Below are 17,156 nucleotides of genomic sequence, written 5' to 3'. Positions count from 1 at the left end.
TGTCCGCTAGGGGTGCCAGGGTGGGCGGCATGAACGCAGACGCACTCGACTGGAACAGGACACTGCGCGAGCAGTGGGAAGCCCACTGGAACGATCAGCTACGCGACCGGCTCCACGGTCTCACCGACGACGAGTACTTCTGGTCTCCGGTACCGGACGCCTGGAGCGTGCGACCGCGCGGCAGTTCGACGGCGCCCGTGCAGGCGGGGGCCGGGGACTTCACGATCGACTACGCCTTCCCGAATCCGGTCCCCGCGCCGTTCACCACGATCGCCTGGCGGCTCGGTCACGTCATCGTCGGCGTGCTCGCCGCGCGCAACGCGACCCATTTCGGCGCGCCGGCGGCCGCGTACGAGACATGGGAATACGCGGGCGACGCGGCCACGGCGCTCGACCAGCTCGAAGCCCAGCTCGACATCTGGCTGACCGGAGTGCGTGGTCTCGGCGACGCCGGACTCCGGGTCCCGATCGGCCCGAACGAGCCTTTCCCCGAGGCGCCCATGGCCGATCTGGTGCTGCACATCCACCGTGAGCTGATCCACCACCTGTCCGAGGTCTGCCTGATCCGCGACCTCTATACACACTCCGAGGCTGTCAGGAAACCCATGATCACGAAGACGACCCACCTCGACCCCGAAGAACTGCATCACAACCCGGCCTTCACACAGGGCGTGATCGCGCCCGCTGCCCAGACGGTCTATGTCGGCGGTCAGCTCGGCACCGACGGCACGGGAGAACTGCTGGACGGCTTGGAAGCGCAGACCATCCAGGCCATGCGCAACGTACTGACCGTGCTGGCGTCTGCGAATACCGGTCCCGAACACGTCGTCAAACTCACGATCTACCTTGTCGCCGGGGCCGACGCACAGGCGGGATACGCGGCGGCGCGAAAAGTGTGGGGCGACCACCGCACCGCCATCACGGTCGTCTCCACCGCAGGACACGCTCGCCCCGGCGCGCTGGTGGAGATCGATGCGATAGCGACCATCCCCGAATAGCCGCGCCTGTGGCCGATTCGCCGCGCGGTCGGGCATCGCCGCGCGGTCTCGGGTGCCGAACCGGGTCGGGCCGGTTCGGAGAGATGGGCCGCTTCGCGGACTCCGGCGTTCAGCGGTGCGCCGCGCGGTCGGCGCTGATCTGGGAGGCGACGATGCGGACCAGATCGCCCAGTGCGATCTCCACGTCCGCGAGGTGCAGGCCCCAGGTCGCGTCCGGGACGGCGTACAGCTCGGCGCTGCCGGGTTCCGGCGTCGCCAGTAGCGCCGTCGCGTCGCCGTCGCGGACGCATTGGAGCCGATACTTCTCGGCGGGGACCAGCCACGGAGTCGGCGCGGCGACGGCGGACGGCCCGTGGCGCAGCGCCAGTTCGGCGGCGAGTGGGCTGGGCACGGGACCGGTGCGGAGCACGGTGGCCGCGGTGCGGGACTCGTTGCCGCTCAACGAAGTCGGATTGGTGCAGGCGACCTCGTAGTCCGGGCCGTACGGACGCGGCAGCGGCTCAGGGGTCGTCGGGTTGCGGCCGAATCGGCTGTCCGGGGGCGGGGTCGCGCCGAAGGTCTGCCAGGCCAGGACGCACCGTGTCTGCTGTTCGCCGCGGCACAGCGGAAGGTGCTGGAAGTCGCCGCCGACGTCACCGTTCTTCGGCACCACCACATTGCCACCCAGCAGGATCGCCGACAGGATCCGCTCGCGCACCGCCTGCTGCGGGTCGATCTCCTCCCGGATCAGTTGGCGCAGCATGCGCGCACCCTGCGAATGCCCGAGAAGGACGATCGGCCTTCCGCTTTCGCGCTCCGCGAGGAACTGCCGCCACGCGCGCAGGACGTCCTCGTACGCGATCCGCGCCATCTCGGCGCGCTCGTCGGGGGAGTACGCCCGTTCCCGCGCCAGCGCGGTGAGGGTCCGCTGCCGGTACACCGGCGCGAAGACCTGACAGACCTGGGAGAATCGGGCGGCCTGCTGTTCGGCCACCGCCCGCACCTCTCGGGTCACCGCAGTGTCGGAGTTGGGCGTGGGCTCCAACGACACCGTCGGATACACATAGAAGCAGTCCACCCCGGAATCCTCAGCAGGCGTAGGGTCTTCCCGCACATCGGGTTGCCCCGCCTGCCGCACCGTGGTCGCCGAGCTGCCTCGGCAGGGGTCGTCCGCTCGATCCGGCCTGCACAACCACACGACACCGGTGTCACCGGCCGGGTCCGCCACCGCGCCGACCGACGATCCCGCCAGCACTCCGACTCCGCACACGACGGATGCGACCACCCGCCGCCACCGACTGTCCCGCATAGCGCATACCTCGCTTTTCCGCGCCCGACCGTTGAGGACGGCCTCGCCACACCGGGATCGGCCGTTCGGTCACCTTCGACGGCGTCAGCCTAATGGCGAACGCGTCGGTTCACGCACGCATCACCTCGGACGGCGGAGATCTCGCTCGCCGTGGCGGATGGCTCCGACAGCGGTCAGGCCCGCCGGGTAAGTCGGCCGCCGCCGTTGCGGAAACGCGCTCGGCCGTCACGGATGTCGTGGAAGGAGACGAGCAGCAGTCGCAGGTATCCGTCGAACGTCTCGAACGGGTATCCGGCGGGCGCGAAAAGGCCGGGCCGGATCGGCACGTACCGCTGCGGAGGGGCGGCGGTCGTGCCCCCGGCGAACTCGGTGAAGATCCGCTCCTGCGATGCGTCCGCCGGTTCGTAGGTCACGCGCTCCTCGAGTTGGCCGTCGACGACGCCGACCTCGACGCGCAGCTGATCGGAACGGTAGGTGCCCACGTAGGGTGTGAGATCGATGTCCTGCGCCGATTCGTTGATCAGGGTGGGGATCCGAACGCCGAGGTGTTCGCTCAGCAGCCAGCGCAGGATCTGGTCGTGCAGCATGATCGCCCCCGGGGTGTTGCCGAAGGCGGTGAACACGAGGTCGTGCTCGGGCACGACGCACAGAATGGACACGCCGCCGGGTGACGCGCCCGACATCGCGAGGACGATCGTGTCGCCGAACGGATACCGCACCCAACCCAGGCCCATCGGGGGGACGTTCGGGGTGGCCATGTCGTGCGAGACCTGTTGCATCAGTGCGGTCGACCCGGCCGAGAGGACGCGCGTTCCGGAAGGGGACACACCGCCCGCGAGATGGGTGCGTCCGAAGGCGAGCAGGTCGGCGACGGTGCCGATCGGCGTGCCGCCCGCCGGTCCCCAGGTGTCGGGCAGTGTGAACATTCCGGTGGGCTCGGCCGCCATGGTCTCGGGGTCCTGGAAGTGCCCGATGGCGGTGCTGCGCAGGATCGCCCGTTCGGCCGACGTGCTGGAGTCGGTCATGCCGACAGGTGCGTAGACATCGCGCTCGAGCAGGTCGGGGAAGGACAGACCGGTCACCACCTCCAGCAGGCGGCCCGCGACGATCATGCCGCCGTTGGAGTAGCTGAGCTGCTCGCCGGGCTCGAACAGGACACCGCAATTGCGCGCGAGACCCTCGACATAAGTTTTCAGGGAGTCGCGCCCTTTCGCATCAGGGAAGAACAAGTCCGCATCGATGCCGTTGGTATGCGAAATGAGGTGGCGAACCAGGATCTTTTCCGCGGCGCCCGGCGCGGTCAGGGCGAACTCGGGCAGGTACCGCACCACCGGCGCGTCCAGATCGAGCAGCCCGCGCTCGACCTGTTGGAGGACCAGCGTGGTGGTCAGCACCTTGGTCACCGAGCCGAAGAGGAACCCGGTGTCCGCGCGCATCGGCGCCCCGGTGGCGACGTTCGCGATGCCGTGGGCGACGACGATCTGCTCGCCCGCACGGTAGATGCCCGCGACGAATCCGGGGACTTCGTTGGACATGCAGTAGGCGGCGATCTGCTCGCGAATCCGGGCTTCGGCGGTGTGCAGTGCGTTGTTGTTCATGCCGACCACCGTCCAACCTTGCCCCAGGGGCAAGGTCAAGCCCGTGCGACGGAGTCCATTCTCGCCTCGGCCTTACGTGGCGGGGTGCGGGGCGCAGATGGCGAGGCGCTCGCGCCGGTGGTCGACGCAATCGACGACATGTGCGCCGTGTCGAAACCGAACGCCGCCAACGTAGACGTGCGTGTCGTGGCGCATGTGGTGCGGGCGCAGTGTTGCACATCCAGAAGAATGTCCATCAACATGATCCGGGCGACAGGCTGCTCATATGGAGCTATTACCTGCTTGTATCCAAGTTGCCGGTCCGCATCTCTCGATACCCCTTCCATAGATGGAAGAATATCGACTAACATACGGCGCGGATCTCGTTGACTGGCGCGTGCGGCCGGACGCCTCTTCCGGTGGTGTCCGATGCGTGTGCGGCGGCGTGGATCGAATCGAAAGGATGCATCGACGCATGCTCAAGAAGCTGGACCGAATACTCGGTTACGAGATGAAGGTCTCCGAGTTCCTCGGCACTCTCATCATCATTGGCGTTCCCTACGGCCTGGCCGGGGTGATCTGGACGCTCACGCACACCGGTCATCTGCGCGATATGCACGGCATCGATCTGCTGATGTCGTTCCTGGGATCGATCGTGTGCTGGCCCGTGCTGACCTTCTCGAATGTGTGCATGACCTGATGATGGCTTTGGTGTGGCTCATCGACGTTCTCGTGATCGTGGTCAAGATCCTCGGTGGGCAGATGAAGGTCAATCCCGTGCTCCGCTTCGGGCTGTGGGTGGCCGTACTCGGTCTCTTCCTGGCCGGCTGCGCGGTGCTCGTCGCACTCGTGGTGCTGCTGCAACGTTGGCTGGAGGCCCTCGCCTAGCGGCTTCGCCGACTCGGCTCTGGTCGTCCGAGTGCAGAATAGAGGATTACTTACCATCGGGAGTCGCTTTCCGAAGTGGTCATCTATGTGCAGTAGTCGCACGTATGCGCAGGATAAAAGGGCGGTATCTGCCGAGGTCCTTGACATGGACCGTGCGCTTCGGCGGATGACGATGCCTGGAATAATGAATCACTTGCAACTTGTCTGACGTCTGTGAGGTGTGCAACACTTCACCCGCTCCGCGCCATCGAAGGGGCGGCCGCCGGCGCGGTGGACGAGAAATCGGAAAGGAACGGCTACCGGTGACTGCCTCGTTGCGAACGCCAGCCGACAAGCAACCGCCACTGGAACCGGGCGAGCTCGGGAAGATGATCGACAGCGCTTCGGGTTTGTGGCGGCGCCACCCCCAGCGGTCGCTGGAAACACTGGGCAGGCAGGTCACTCTGGGCCGTGAAGCCTTCGTCCAGCTGTTCGTCTCACTGGTGCGGGCACGATTCCCGTACCGGGAATTCATCAAGCAGTGCGCCTTCATGGCCAACGTGTCGGCGGCGCCGACGGTATTCGTTGCCATCCCGATCGCCGTCGTGGTATCCATCCAGGTCGGCGCGCTCGTGAATCAAGTCGGCGCAACGACATTCATCGGCGCGGTCGCCGGATTGGGCATCATCCGCCAGGGCGCTCCGCTGGTGTCGGCGTTGATGGTCGCCGGTGCGGTCGGTTCGGCGATCTGTGCCGATCTGGGATCGCGAACCATCCGGGAAGAGATCGACGCGATGATGGTGATGGGCGTCGATCCGGTACGCCGCCTGGTCGCGCCCCGGCTCGCGGCGGCGGTGCTGGTGAGCGTCCTGCTCTGCGGATTCGTCGTGTTCGTCGGATTCGCCACCGCGTACATGTTCAACGTGTACGCCCAATCCGGTACGCCGGGCTCGTTCATCAGCTCGTTCGCGTCCTTCGCGGTGGCGAACGATCTGATCATCGCCTTGGTCAAGGCCGCGATCTTCGGGGTGCTGACCGCGGTCATCGCCTGTGATATCGGCTTGCACGCGCACGGCGGCCCTGGCGGTGTCGCCAACGCGGTGAATTCGGCGGTGGTCAGCTCGGCGCTGATGTTGTTCGCAACCAACATCATTCTCACTCAGCTGTACAACACGCTCTTCCCGGCGAAGGTGGTGTGAGCATGGCGAGCAGCTACACACCTCCGGCGCTGCGGCCCCTGCATGCCGCCGGGAAAGTCGCGCTGGCGCCTGTGCACGCCAATCAGCGCGTGGGGCATCAGGCCATCACGTTCTTCCAGGCGCTGATCGCCATCCCGTTCGTCCTGAAGCACTATCGCCGTGAGGTGGCCCGGCTGACGGCCGATGTCGGCTGGGGCAACGGCTCGCTCATCGTGGGCGGCGGCACGATCGGTGTGGTCGTCATCCTGTGCGCGTTCGGCGGCATCATCGTCGGCATGGAGTCGTTCACGGCTCTGAATCTGCTGACGATGTCTCCGCTCACCGGAGCGATCTCCGGATTCGCGACCACTCGCGAACTCGCGCCGATCCTGGCGACCTTGGCTTTCGCCATCCAGGCGGGATGCCGGTTCACCGCTCAACTGGGCTCGATGCGCATCTCCGAGGAGATCGACGCGCTGGAATCCATCGCCATCCGCCCGCTGCCGTATCTGATCAGCACCCGCATGATCGCCGCGACCCTGACCATCATCCCGCTCTACAGCATCGGTCTCGCCACCGCCTACCTGGCCACCAAGATCACGGTGCTGTTCTTGGGCGGCACGGCGGCGGGCACTTACGATCACTACTTCTTCCAGTTCCTGATCGGCCCGGACGTCTTCTTCTCGCTGCTCAAAGTAGTGGTGTTCGTGCTGCTTTCGACGTTCATCCAGTGTTACCACGGCTACGTCGCCACCGGTGGCCCGGAAGGCGTCGGGGTCGCGGCCGGGCGCGCCATCAAGATGGTGATCGTCGTGATGGTGTTCGCGAATCTCTTTCTCACGCTGACGATCTGGGGCATCGATCCCGGATTCCGGATCTCGGGGTAAGGCCGACGATGATTCTTGACCCCAGTGGTCGCGGACCGACCGCGAGACAGCTCACCCTCGCCGGGTTGGCGGTGCTGACGACGGTCGCGGTCCTGCTGTACCTGCTCGCGCTGCGCTACACCGGCTACTTCGAGGACAAGGTCCCGGTGACCGTGGAGCTCACCAGCACCGGCGACGGCTTGCCCGGGCGGGCGGACGTCAAATTCCGCGGCATGGTCGTCGGCCGGGTGGCCGCGGTGGACGTGGTGGCCCGCGGCGCCCGGCAGCAGGCGCGCGTGGATCTGAAACCGGGTGTCGCCTCGACCATTCCGGTGAACGTGACGGCCAGGGTGATCCCGAACAACCTGTTCGGCGTCACGGCGATCGAATTCGTCGACAACGGCCCTGAACCGGAAACGCTGCGCGCAGGCGCCACCATCGCGGAGGACACCAGCAGCGAGACGGTGGCGTTGCAGACGACGTTGAATGTGCTGCGGAACGTGCTCGAGAACATCCAACCGGAGAAATTGGGCCGGGTGCTGGCCACTCTCGCGGCCGCCCTGGATCCCGCGGCGCGTGCGCCCGGCTCGACGGTGGAGCGCCTGGACAACTGGCTGACCGAAATTCGGGCGACGCCCGGCATCGACGCGCTCCTCGGCGATCTCGGGCGGGCATCGATCGCGTTGAGCCAGTCGGCTCCCGAACTGGTCGGGGTGCTGTCGGAGTCGGTGACCACCGCCCGCACGCTGGCCGAACGACGGTCGAAGCTCATCGACTTGCTGGCCACCGGTAACGCGACGGTCGACTCGGTCAACGCACTGTTCGCCCGCAACCCCGACGCGGGCAAGTTCCTCGTGTCCGGTCTGGACGATCTGTTCGGCGGGTTGGCCAAGGATCCCGAGGCCATCCCGTACACGGCCGCGAATCTGAACGTGGCCCTGCGACGGCTGGCGACCACGTTCCACTTCGGTCCGTCCAAACAGATGGTGTGGAAGATGGATGTCTCGTTCACGCCGTTCCAGCAGTACACGGTGAAGGACTGCCCGCACTACGGCGACCAGTACGGTCCCCGCTGCGGAGGCGCCACGGTGCCCGAGGTGGCGCCGGAGCAGAACTACCCGCCGCAGCTGATGCCGAAGTGGCTCGACGCGGCGGGGCCCGCACCCGTGCCGGTCGCGCCCGCGCCGCTGGGCGCGATGGGGCTGGTGCTGCCGGGCCTGCCTGCGATTCCCGGTCTCCCGTTCATCCCGGGTCTGCCGTCCGTCCCCGGCCTTTCGCCGAGCGCCGTGGCACCCGGCGAGCCCGGCCCGCAGAGTCCGGGCCCCGAGGCGCGGCCCATCGCGCTGCGCGGTTCCGACGCCGTGGCGGCGATCGTGGGAGCGCGGCCGACCGTGGCCCAGTACCTGCTGCTGACTCCGGTGCTGGCGGGCGGATCGGTCACCGTGACCGCCGCCGACGAGGGAGAGGCGCGCCGATGAGATCAGGCAAGGCGCTGGCGGGATTCAGCTTGTTCGCGGTGCTGGCGATCGCGCTCACCGTCACCATCTGGTCCACGTTGCAGCGATCGGTCACCGGGGATACCCAGCGCTACTCGGCGGTCTTCTCCGACGTGCTCGGCCTGCGCGTCGGGGACGACGTACGCATGGCAGGCGTGCGGGTCGGTCGCGTGGACAAGATCGACTTCACCGACGGCTACCGCGCCGAGGTGGAGTTCCGGATCGATGCGCGCCAGCATCTCACCACCACGACGAAGGCACTGGTGCGCTACCAGAATCTGATCGGTCAGCGCTATATCGCCCTGGCGCCGGGCAAGGAAGCCGGCGCCGTCGTCGCGGCGGGCGCGCGGATTCCGCTGGAGCGAACCGAACCGTCGTTCGACGTGTCCGCGTTGTTGTCCGGCTTCGAGCCGTTGTTCAGCGTGCTGCAACCCGATCAGGTCAATTCCCTGTCCGAGACGTTGATCCAGGCCCTGCAAGGCAACCAGGTGTCGCTCAGCAGCCTGATCACCCAAGCCGCGGATCTGGCGGGCACTTTCGGGCAGCGGGACAAGATCCTGGGGGAGGTCCTGAGCAACCTGAGCTCCGTGATCGGCGGCCTGGCCAATCGCAGCGGCGAGCTGGAGACGCTGCTCACCCAGGCCAGGGCGCTGGTCGAGGCGCTCTACTCGCAAGGCGAGAGTCTGAAGCAGTCGGTGGACCGCGTCGCGCACACGACCGACTCGCTGACCCAGCTGATCATGCAGGTCAAGCCAGGTTTGTCGAAGGCGCAGAACGATGCCACCACAGGTGTGGCGTTGCTGCTGCTCAACGGCGCTTCCTTGGACCGGGCTGCGGTCGAACTGCCCGCCGTACTCAACGGCGTCGCGCGCTTCACCAGCAACGGCGCCTACGGCAACGCGTATTTGTGCAGCCTCGACGTGTCGTTGTGGGGCGTGCTGTTGCCTCCTGGACTGTTCTCCCAGGTGGGCGGCAACTCGCATTCGGAGGTGTGCCGATGAGCAAGCGCATTCCGTGGCCGGGATTCCTGCGGAACCGGTATCTGCGACTCGGCCTGGTCGCCGCCGCGACGGTGGCCGCTCTGTTGATCGGCTCCAGTGTCCTGACCCAGGCCCGGTTGGGCGACAAGACGATTCACGCCGAATTCGCCCAGGCCGCAGGTTTGCGTCCCGGCGCGACGGTGGACGTGTCGGGAATCGAAGTGGGTGCGGTGCGCGCGGTCCGGCTCGAAGGCACCAAGGTCGTGGTCGATCTCAAAGTGCGTCGCGATCTCCGTCTCGGCCCCGACGCGCGTGCGGCGATCAAGATGTCGACGATTCTCGGCCGCCTGCACGTGGACCTGGTGCCAGGAGACGGAAAGGGCCTGCCGGGCAATCGCATCCGCATCGAGAACACGTCGGTGCCGTACAACCTGAGCAAGGTCATCCAGGACCCGAAGTACAAGAACTCCTTCGAACGCATCGAACGCCTCGACCCGCAGAAGCTACGCCAGGCGCTCGACCTGGTCGACCAGCAGATGGGGGATTCCCCGCAGCTGGCGGTCCAGGCGCTCGACAGCATCGGCGCGCTCGCCAAGGTCGTGACCGATCGCCGCGACGAAGTGGACTCGCTGCTGAAGAGCATGGATGAGGTGTCTCAGCTGGTCTCGGACAACCAGAACAGCGTGCTGTTGCTGCTGACCCGCGGCGAGGCGATCGGCGACGCCGTTCAGCAGCGACAGGAGCTGTTGAAACAGTTGCTCGACAACGTCGCGGCCCTGTCGAGATTGCTCCAGGAGATGGGTCTGGAGAACAACGGCCAGCTCGGGCCGCTGATCCACGACCTGAACACCATGTCCGAGGGATTGGTCAAGAACCGCGACAATCTGGACCGGCTCTACGAGAACATGCCGATCGCTCTGCGGCAGTTCAACAACGCCGTCGGCAACGGTCCGTACGGCGACGTCTGGGCGCCGTGGTTCTTCCCGGACAACTGGCTGTGCTTCGCTCGAGCCGTACAGGGGTGCAATTGATGAGAACACGACGATTCGCGCAGCTCGGCGTGCTGATCGTGGCCGCGCTGGTCACCGCGAGTTGCACGCTCGTACCGGACAGCCTGACCGCGCTGCCGCGGCAGTACCTCGGCGAGCGCATCCGCATCAGCGCCGATTTCGAGAACGTCGCCGGGCTGTACGCGGGCAACGAGGTCGCGGTGCTGGGCGTTCCGGTCGGCCGGGTCGACACCGTGGAGGCCAAGGGCAGCTACGTCCAGGTCACCATGAGCCTGGAACAGGGAACCAAGGTCCCGGCCGATGCCATCGCCGCCTTGGTGTCGCCGCAGCTGATCACCAATCGGCATGTCGAACTCGCCCCCGCGTACAGCGGGGACGGGCCGCTGCTCACCGACGGGACGCACATCCCGCTGGCCAGGACGCGCACACCGGTCGAACTCGACCGCATCCTGCAGAATTTCGACCAACTCGGCGCCGCGCTCAAAGGCGACGACCGGAACGGTCCGATGGCCAGCCGTGTCCTGTTCCCGCTCTTGGACGGCAACGGCGACAGACTGCGCGCGACCCTGGACGCGCTGTCCTCGGCGTTCGAGGTGACCTTCGCCAACAAGGACCAGATCTCGAACACGATCATCAAACTCAACGAGATCACGCAGATCATCGCCCAGAACGACCAGACGGTACGTGATTTCAGCGGCCGCCTCACCGAACTGGTGCAGCTGATGGGCGACCAGGCGCCCGGTCTGCAGGCGGTGCTGCGGCAGTTGGACCAGTTCGTCGCCAACACCGCCACGCTGGTCGGCGAGAACTCCGATCAGCTCGCCGGTGCGCTGGAGCGATTCACGACCATCACCGAACAGATGCGGGCCAACGCCCGCGGCCTCACCGAGATCGTCGACGTCGGGCCGTTGCTGTTCGAGAACTTGTCCAACGCGGTCAGCCGGGAGCACCAAGCGCTGCGCCTGCACGCGCTGACCGACAAGGTCCTGCTCGACAACGAGGTCGTGTCCCAGTTCTGCGAACGCGTCCAGATGCGCCTGGATGGCTGCCGCACTGGGAAGATCCAGGACTTCGGGCCCGACTTCGGCCTCACCGCGGCACTACTGGGGATTTCGAAATGACCGGAACGAACCCGCTTCGACGCACCGCGGTGGCGGCGGCGTTGGTCGTGGTCATGGGCACCGCGACCGGCTGCGGCGTGACGGTGGCGAATCTGCCGATGCCCAAACCGGGTATCGGAGCCCCCGGCTACACCATTCGCGCGGCCTTCCGTGACGCGCTCAATCTGCCCGATCACGCGCACGTGAAGATCGGTGGCACCGATATCGGCGTCGTCACCGCGATCAGCACGACCAACTTCATCGCGGAGGTGGAAATGCTGATCAGGGAGGACATCCAGCTGCCACGCGGTACCACCGCGGAGTTGCGTCAGGCGACGCCGCTCGGCGACATCTTCGTCGCGATGACGTTGCCCGCGGCCGCATCCGGCGGCGAGAATCTGCGCGCCGGTGACGTCATCGGAACCGAGCACACGTCGGCGGCCGCGTCCGTCGAGCAGCTGATGATGTCGGTCTCGATGTTGATCAACGGCGGCGGCATCAACCAGGCCGCGAAGATCACCTCCGAGATGGATTCGATGTTCGCGGGCCGCGCGCCACAACTCGCGCACCTGCTCAGCGAACTGACCGGTGTCATCGCCGCGCTGAATCAGCGCACCGGCGACATCGACAGCGTCCTGACCGGCCTCAACGTGCTCACCGGTGAATTGGCCAGGCGGAAGGCCGAGTTGGGCGACGCCGCGGATACCTTCCCCGGGCTGCTGGCTCTGCTCGCGGAGAACAACCAGTCCATCGTGGACCTGCTCGACAAAGTCTCGACCACGATGACCGCGCTCGGCGATTTCACCGAGACGACCGGCCCGCAGGCGGTCAGCTTGTTCGACAGCATCCAGCGGTTGATGGCGGGTTTCACCCAGATGGGCGACGACCTGGACGGAACGTTGAACGGCCTGCACACCATCTATCCCTCGCTGATGGCGAGCCTCGACGGGCCCGCCCTGGCCGTCGCCGCGACGGTGTCCTACCTCAGCGTCGGGGCCTTGACCGATCCCAGCGGCAGCAGGCTGCCCGAGATCGGCGACGTGCCCGCGTTCATCGGCAGCTTGGCGCAGGTGATCGAGAAGGTGATCGGCCGGGTCACCAGTCCGCCACAGCAACCTCAGCAGCCCCAGCAAGGAGGAGAGCGATGAATCCCCCCTTGTGGCGATGGCTGGTCCGCCGCCGTGTCGCGGTGGCGAACTTCGGATTGATCGTGGTGCTGATCCTCGGCGCGGTCTATCTCGGCGCCGAAGTCCTGCGGTTCGATCCGCTACGCGACGACTACACGGTGACTGTGGAGTTGCAGTCGTCCGGTGGCTTGTCGGCGGGCAACGACGTCACCTTCCGCGGCACCAGGGTCGGCAAGGTCCGCGAGGTGAAAGTCGCGGGCAGCGGCGTCGCGGCCGTGGCCGAGATCGACTCCGCTGCCGAGATTCCCGTGGGCGGCACGGTCGCCGTCGGCCGGTTGTCGGCGGCGGGCGAGCAGTACCTGGACTTCCGCCCGGATTCCGACACCGGCCCCTACCTCACCGACGGCGCGCTGGTGGAACGCTCCCAGACGACCGTGCCGGTGAGCGTGCAGTCGGTGCTGACCGATCTCAGCGGCTTCATCGGGGGATTGAACCCGGACCGGTTGAACGTGATCGTCGACGAACTCGACAAGGCGCTGGCCGGAGGCCCCGACCAGTTGCGCAACATGGTGTCGGGCATCAGTCGCGCCATGGCCGGGCTGACCGACCTGCTGCCGCAGACACGTCAGCTGATCGAAAACCTCGAAGTGATCGCGGAGACGACCTCGCATGCGCAACCGGACCTCGCGACACTCACGCGCACGGGCGGCGTGCTGTTCGAGCAGCTGACCGCGGCGGATCTGGAAGTACGTCACCTCCTGGACGAAGGGCCCGCCCAGCTCAGCACGCTCGGCGGCTTCGTGTCCCGCACCCAGGATCCCATCACGAACCTGGTGACGAACTTCGTCGCGATCACCAAGGCGGCCAAGCTGCGCGCCCCGGCGATCGCGGCACTGTTCCCCGCGCTGCGGGTCGGCTCGGAGGCGCTGGGCATACCCGCCCACGACAACGCCTTCTACACCCTGGTCGACATCTGGCCGCGCCCCACATGCGAATACGACACCATCCCCGTGGTGCCCACGGACAAGATGACCGACACCCGAGTCCGGCTCTACAACTACTGCGTCACCAACGATCCCGCCCTGCAGGTGCGTGGTTCGGCGAACGCGCCGCGTCCCGGCATTCCGGACAACGGGGCCGCCCGGCCGCCCGGTGTCCGTGGCGACGAACTGTCCCGCCCGGTCCCCGGCAACTAGGAGATTTCCGATGAAGAATGAAGACGTCGATCCGCCCGCCGAAACCGGCTCGCGCGCAACGCAAGCGGATGAGAAGGACGCCGAGTCCGTGCGCACCGACTCCGCGGGCACGACTGCGCCGGACGCGAATCCCGCCGGAACCGGCACAGCGAAATCCGGTGATCGGTGGCGCCGGCTGCGCGGTCTGCCGATCCGCCGTCCCGGTCCGATCGCCCTGCGTTCGGCGGCCGCGATCCTCGTGGGTGTGTCGGTGGCGTCGGCCGGTTACTGGTACGTCCAGGATCACAACAGCAAGAATCTGCTGGCGGCACAGGAAGACGCACGCGCCGCGGCCTGCCGGTACGCGCCCGTCCTGGCGAACTACGACTCGAAGAATCTCGACGCCTACTTCGCCGCCGTCAGCGACGGCGCCACCGGCGACTGGAAGAAACAATTCGAGTCCACCAGCACGGAGCTGCGTACGGTGCTCGGCGAAGGCCAGGTCACTTCGGCCACGCGCGACGTGCAGTGCGCGATTCGCGCCGGTGACGAACACTCCGCCGAAGCGATCGTGGTGATCGGCCAGACCATCACCAGTCTCGGCACCAAGGGCAAGCCCGCGCCGGGGCAATTGTCGATGGTGATGCGCTTGGAGAAGGTCGGGGACAGGTGGCTGGTGAACAAGGTCAACTCGCCGTTGACATTGCCCGCGCAACCGTGACGCCGGTGCCGTGAAAAGCGCGAGAACAGAATCCGCCGAGCCCGGCTCGGAACGGGTGGTGCGCAGGCGCCCGCGCAACCGGCGGGCGCAGATCGCGGCCACGTCCGCCGCCGCGTTCGGGGCCCTCGGCTATCACGGCGTCAGCATGGAGGAGATCGCGGCCAAGGTCGGGATCAGCTCCGCGGCGCTGTATCGCCACTACCCCAGCAAGTATTCGCTGTTCCGCGAAGAGTTGCTCCGCTTGGGCCAGATCACCGTCGACGCGGTGACACTTCCCGCCGAGGCCGAGAGCTGGAGCGCCGAGGCTCGATTGCGATACGTCATCGATGCCTTGATCGCCCAGGCCGTCACCAATCGCCCGACCGTGACTCTGGCGCGCTGGGAAGGCCGCTATCTGGATGACGAAGATGGCAAGACCCTCACCGATCAATTCGCGACCTCGATCACCGCGCTTCGCCGGCTGATCGCTGCGGTGCGCCCAGGGTTGAGCAAGCGAGACGAATTCGTCCGTGCGGTGGCGATACTCAGCATCGTCAGCAGCATCGGTGATCACCACGCCGCCCTGCCGACGAAATCCCTCGCGGTCCTGCTGGCCTCCGCCTGTTGGACGGCGGTGCACGCGGTGTTGCCGACTTTCGCCGAATCCCCCGTCGCGCAGCCGTCGACGGACCCGCCGACCCCTTTCAAACATCAGTTGTTGCTGGCGAAAGCCGTGGAACTGTTCCATGAGCGCGGATATCCGAATGTCAGCGTCGAGGACATCGCCGCCGCGGCGGACCTGGCCGCCGCGTCCGCGGTCTACCGCTACTACCGCAGCAAAAGCGACCTGTTGACCGCCGCTTTCCGTCGCGCCGCCGACCAGGTGGCGGACGCCATCGGTCCCGTCATCGCGTCTTCGGCCACTCCCTCCGTGGCGCTGACAGAATTGATCGAACTCTACGTCGCGGGCTCCTTCGCCGAGCGGGAACTGACATTCGTCTACTACACGGAGTTCTCGCACGTCCCGGCCGAAGACCGAGTCGTGTTGCGCAACATTCAGCGTCTGTCGGTGGCCGAGTGGGGCAAGCTGCTGGTCGCCGTGCGCTCCGATCTCTCCGCAGCGCAAGCGCGAATTCTCGTGCACGCCGCGTTCGGTCTGGTCGTCGACCTCGGCAGGGCCCTCGGCGACGGCAGGCACGGCTGTCCGCAGGATGCTGTGGCGCGCTTGATGCGGGTCATCTTGTTCGATACGGCGAGCCAACCGCCCGGCGTGCGGAAATGAGCGACCTGGCACGGCCATTCCGGCGGCCGGGCGATCGACGTTAGACTCAGAACATAGGGCGACATATGACGCTATGCTCCCGGTAAATGTCTCCTTGGTTACTAGTTTTATTGCGTCAGTAACTCGGAGTCGAGTAGAATCATCAGTAACATAAACACGGGTGGCCGGTCCAGGTCATCGAACGCAGGAGAGTCCGATGCCCGCCGATGTTCTCGTGGAGGAGCGACCGAAGTGGGAACGCGCCGGAGTCGGGCGTGCCCCGGCTTCGGAGTCCGCGGGGTGGCGCGACACGGTCGGGTCCGGACCGTCGACCGTCGGTCGGGTGCTGGGAGCGGAGTTGACCGTGTTCGAGTTCCTCGTCGTGCTCTCCGCCGCCGGGCTGGTGTTCGGCGGTGTCCGGCTGACGTCGGCGCGACTGGTTCGCCTGGTCGCGCGACGTATGAACGCAGATGGAAGGACATCCCGATGACCGCAGTCGCTCATCAACCCGATCGCGAACACAGTGCGTCGCTGACGAAGGACCGCACCCGCATCGGTATCAGCGTCACGCATCGGCCGTACACCAAGCGGCCGATCAAACTCACCGACGCTCTGGACTTCTGGTCCTTCGCCGGCGCCGCGGCCAACGTCGTCATGCAGATGGCCCGGCCGGGTGTCGGCTACGGCGTGGCCGAAAGCAAGGTGGAGTCCGGCTCGCTGATGAAGCACCCGTGGAAACGGGCGCGTACGACCACGCAATATCTCGCGGTCGCCATCCTCGGTACCGACGAAGAGCGCAAGGCATATCGCGAAGCGGTGAATGTGGCGCACCGGCAGGTGCATTCGGCCCCGGGCGCCGCCGTGAAGTACAACGCCTTCGACCGCAACCTCCAACTGTGGGTCGCCGCCTGCCTTTACATCGGTTTCGAGGACACCTACCAGTTGTTGCACGGGAGAATGAACGACGAGCAGGCCGAGGCGTTCTACACCTCGTCCTCCACTCTGGGCACCACCTTGCAGGTCACGGAGGACATGTGGCCCGCCACCCGCGCGGAATTCGACGAATATTGGAACACCGCGTGCGAGCAAGTCGTGCTGGACGACTACGTCCGAGGCTACCTCGAGAGCCTGCTGAATCTTCGCATGATCCACTGGTACCTGCGGCTGCCTTTCCGGAACCTGCTCCGGTTCCTCACCATCGGATTCCTGGCCCCGATTTTCCGGGAACAGCTCCGGGTCGAGTGGACCGACGCCGACCAGCGCAGGTTCGAGAACCTGTTCGTATTCGTTTCCTTTGTCAACCGCTTCATTCCGCGCTTCGTGCGGCACGGCGGATCGCACGCGCTGATGGTCGATCTGCGTCGGCGAATCCGCAAGCAGAAGAACCTCATATGAGTCCGAACAAGTTGCTCGTTGAACCATTCCGCCCCCGCGGAACCCGGGTTTGGTGATTTCGCGTACAGCCCGGTACATTCGTCTTGTCAAACTACCGAGCGATCGGTGGATAGGCGCGAATACCCCCGAGCGAGCCCC

At 66.4% G+C, this 17,156-nt stretch carries 17 protein-coding genes and 1 pseudogene; 16 read left to right on the top strand and 2 right to left on the bottom strand.

Translation table 11 applies throughout. From position 1 onward, the window contains the following. Nucleotides 1-29: 29 nt before the first annotated feature. A pseudogene (locus ACIHAX_RS20660) lies at nucleotides 30-593 on the top strand (DinB family protein); the annotation flags it as partial. 12 nt (nucleotides 594-605) lie between these two features. Continuing rightward, nucleotides 606-998 carry a RidA family protein gene (locus ACIHAX_RS20655; RefSeq protein WP_364428591.1) on the top strand — a complete coding sequence of 131 codons (393 nt, stop codon included), beginning with the start codon at nucleotides 606-608 and terminating at the stop codon, nucleotides 996-998. Nucleotides 999-1,107: 109 nt separating this feature from the next. Here the strand turns inward: ACIHAX_RS20655 and ACIHAX_RS20650 are convergent, their stop codons facing one another. Beyond that, entirely contained in the window at nucleotides 1,108-2,286 is a 1,179-nt protein-coding gene (locus tag ACIHAX_RS20650) for a DUF3089 domain-containing protein (protein ID WP_364428483.1), read from the bottom strand. A 173-nt stretch (nucleotides 2,287-2,459) separates the two neighbouring features. Then, nucleotides 2,460-3,884, bottom strand: a complete 1,425-nt coding sequence (locus tag ACIHAX_RS20645) for a serine hydrolase domain-containing protein (protein ID WP_397279072.1) — start codon at nucleotides 3,882-3,884, stop codon at nucleotides 2,460-2,462. A 454-nt stretch (nucleotides 3,885-4,338) separates the two neighbouring features. Between ACIHAX_RS20645 and ACIHAX_RS20640 the strand changes: the two genes are divergently transcribed. The 14 genes from ACIHAX_RS20640 to ACIHAX_RS20575 all read left to right on the top strand — a co-directional run bounded on the left by ACIHAX_RS20640 (nucleotide 4,339) and on the right by ACIHAX_RS20575 (nucleotide 17,018). Further along, on the top strand, nucleotides 4,339-4,563 hold the full coding sequence (locus ACIHAX_RS20640) for a hypothetical protein (RefSeq protein ID WP_195080102.1): 225 nt from the start codon (nucleotides 4,339-4,341) through the stop codon (nucleotides 4,561-4,563). After that, nucleotides 4,563-4,751, top strand: coding sequence for a hypothetical protein (locus tag ACIHAX_RS20635; RefSeq protein ID WP_356961969.1), 189 nt, complete (start codon nucleotides 4,563-4,565; stop codon nucleotides 4,749-4,751). Before ACIHAX_RS20640 ends, ACIHAX_RS20635 begins: the two co-directional genes overlap by 1 nt. A gap of 368 nt (nucleotides 4,752-5,119) precedes the next feature. Then, nucleotides 5,120-5,929, top strand: coding sequence for an ABC transporter permease (locus tag ACIHAX_RS20630; protein ID WP_355077680.1), 810 nt, complete (start codon nucleotides 5,120-5,122; stop codon nucleotides 5,927-5,929). Between the two features lie 2 nt (nucleotides 5,930-5,931). After that, on the top strand, nucleotides 5,932-6,795 hold the full coding sequence (locus ACIHAX_RS20625) for an ABC transporter permease (RefSeq protein WP_356961971.1): 864 nt from the start codon (nucleotides 5,932-5,934) through the stop codon (nucleotides 6,793-6,795). 8 nt (nucleotides 6,796-6,803) lie between these two features. Next, the gene (locus tag ACIHAX_RS20620) at nucleotides 6,804-8,252 is read left to right on the top strand and encodes an MlaD family protein (protein ID WP_397279070.1); all 1,449 of its coding nucleotides are present in this window, start codon (nucleotides 6,804-6,806) and stop codon (nucleotides 8,250-8,252) included. Next, nucleotides 8,249-9,271 carry an MlaD family protein gene (locus ACIHAX_RS20615; protein WP_355077439.1) on the top strand — a complete coding sequence of 341 codons (1,023 nt, stop codon included), beginning with the start codon at nucleotides 8,249-8,251 and terminating at the stop codon, nucleotides 9,269-9,271. Before ACIHAX_RS20620 ends, ACIHAX_RS20615 begins: the two co-directional genes overlap by 4 nt. Beyond that, the gene (locus tag ACIHAX_RS20610; protein ID WP_397279068.1) at nucleotides 9,268-10,281 is read left to right on the top strand and encodes an MCE family protein; all 1,014 of its coding nucleotides are present in this window, start codon (nucleotides 9,268-9,270) and stop codon (nucleotides 10,279-10,281) included. The genes ACIHAX_RS20615 and ACIHAX_RS20610 overlap by 4 nt, the downstream gene beginning before the upstream one ends. Continuing rightward, a complete protein-coding gene (locus tag ACIHAX_RS20605) occupies nucleotides 10,281-11,381 on the top strand; it encodes an MCE family protein (RefSeq protein ID WP_397279066.1) in 1,101 nt (366 codons plus the stop codon). The genes ACIHAX_RS20610 and ACIHAX_RS20605 overlap by 1 nt, the downstream gene beginning before the upstream one ends. Further along, the gene (locus ACIHAX_RS20600; protein ID WP_397279064.1) at nucleotides 11,378-12,508 is read left to right on the top strand and encodes an MCE family protein; all 1,131 of its coding nucleotides are present in this window, start codon (nucleotides 11,378-11,380) and stop codon (nucleotides 12,506-12,508) included. Before ACIHAX_RS20605 ends, ACIHAX_RS20600 begins: the two co-directional genes overlap by 4 nt. After that, a complete protein-coding gene (locus tag ACIHAX_RS20595) occupies nucleotides 12,505-13,683 on the top strand; it encodes an MCE family protein (RefSeq protein WP_397279062.1) in 1,179 nt (392 codons plus the stop codon). Before ACIHAX_RS20600 ends, ACIHAX_RS20595 begins: the two co-directional genes overlap by 4 nt. A 10-nt stretch (nucleotides 13,684-13,693) precedes the next feature. Beyond that, nucleotides 13,694-14,383: a hypothetical protein gene (locus ACIHAX_RS20590; RefSeq protein ID WP_397279060.1), complete on the top strand. Its 690-nt coding sequence runs from the start codon at nucleotides 13,694-13,696 to the stop codon at nucleotides 14,381-14,383. A gap of 10 nt (nucleotides 14,384-14,393) precedes the next feature. Next, complete coding sequence (locus ACIHAX_RS20585; RefSeq protein ID WP_397279058.1) at nucleotides 14,394-15,644, top strand: TetR/AcrR family transcriptional regulator; 1,251 nt, start codon at nucleotides 14,394-14,396, stop codon at nucleotides 15,642-15,644. 196 nt (nucleotides 15,645-15,840) lie between these two features. Then, nucleotides 15,841-16,113, top strand: a complete 273-nt coding sequence (locus ACIHAX_RS20580; protein ID WP_364428450.1) for a hypothetical protein — start codon at nucleotides 15,841-15,843, stop codon at nucleotides 16,111-16,113. Continuing rightward, nucleotides 16,110-17,018: an oxygenase MpaB family protein gene (locus ACIHAX_RS20575; RefSeq protein WP_355077455.1), complete on the top strand. Its 909-nt coding sequence runs from the start codon at nucleotides 16,110-16,112 to the stop codon at nucleotides 17,016-17,018. Before ACIHAX_RS20580 ends, ACIHAX_RS20575 begins: the two co-directional genes overlap by 4 nt. Nucleotides 17,019-17,156: the final 138 nt, after the last annotated feature.

It is taken from the genome of Nocardia sp. NPDC051929, from assembly GCF_044548645.1.
In the GTDB taxonomy this organism is placed as follows: Bacteria; Actinomycetota; Actinomycetes; order Mycobacteriales; family Mycobacteriaceae; genus Nocardia; species Nocardia sichangensis.
Note: the sequence above shows the minus strand (reverse complement) of the source record. Positions and strands in the feature narration are given on the sequence as shown.